Consider the following 274-nt stretch of genomic DNA (forward strand, 5'->3'; position numbering starts at 1 on the left):
TCGGTGTCCTCAAAATCCTTTACGTTGCGGGTGACCAGAATTAAGTCGTGGATGATCGCAGTTGCGGCGATCAGACCGTCGATATCGCCGCGTGGCCGGATCGCCGCGATGCGGCCCCATTCAACAGCGATCTGGTCGGTCACCGGCAGGATGCGGTCGCCATGATCGTGACGCAGCTTGCGCAGCCACTCGGTGAGGTGGGCCGCGGCCCTCGGGTCCGACTTCTGTTTCAATGCAATGCCGCGCATGATTTCGCCGAGGGTCAGGGCGCTCA

General features: G+C 62.0%; 1 protein-coding gene. It reads right to left on the reverse strand.

From position 1 onward, the window contains the following. Nucleotides 1–274 (reverse strand): PIN domain-containing protein (locus tag AC2YI2_RS35280; RefSeq protein ID WP_487391158.1); only part of this gene is annotated, 274 nt, incomplete at both ends.

The sequence above is a fragment of the Rhizobium sp. SRI_017 genome (genome assembly GCF_057586295.1).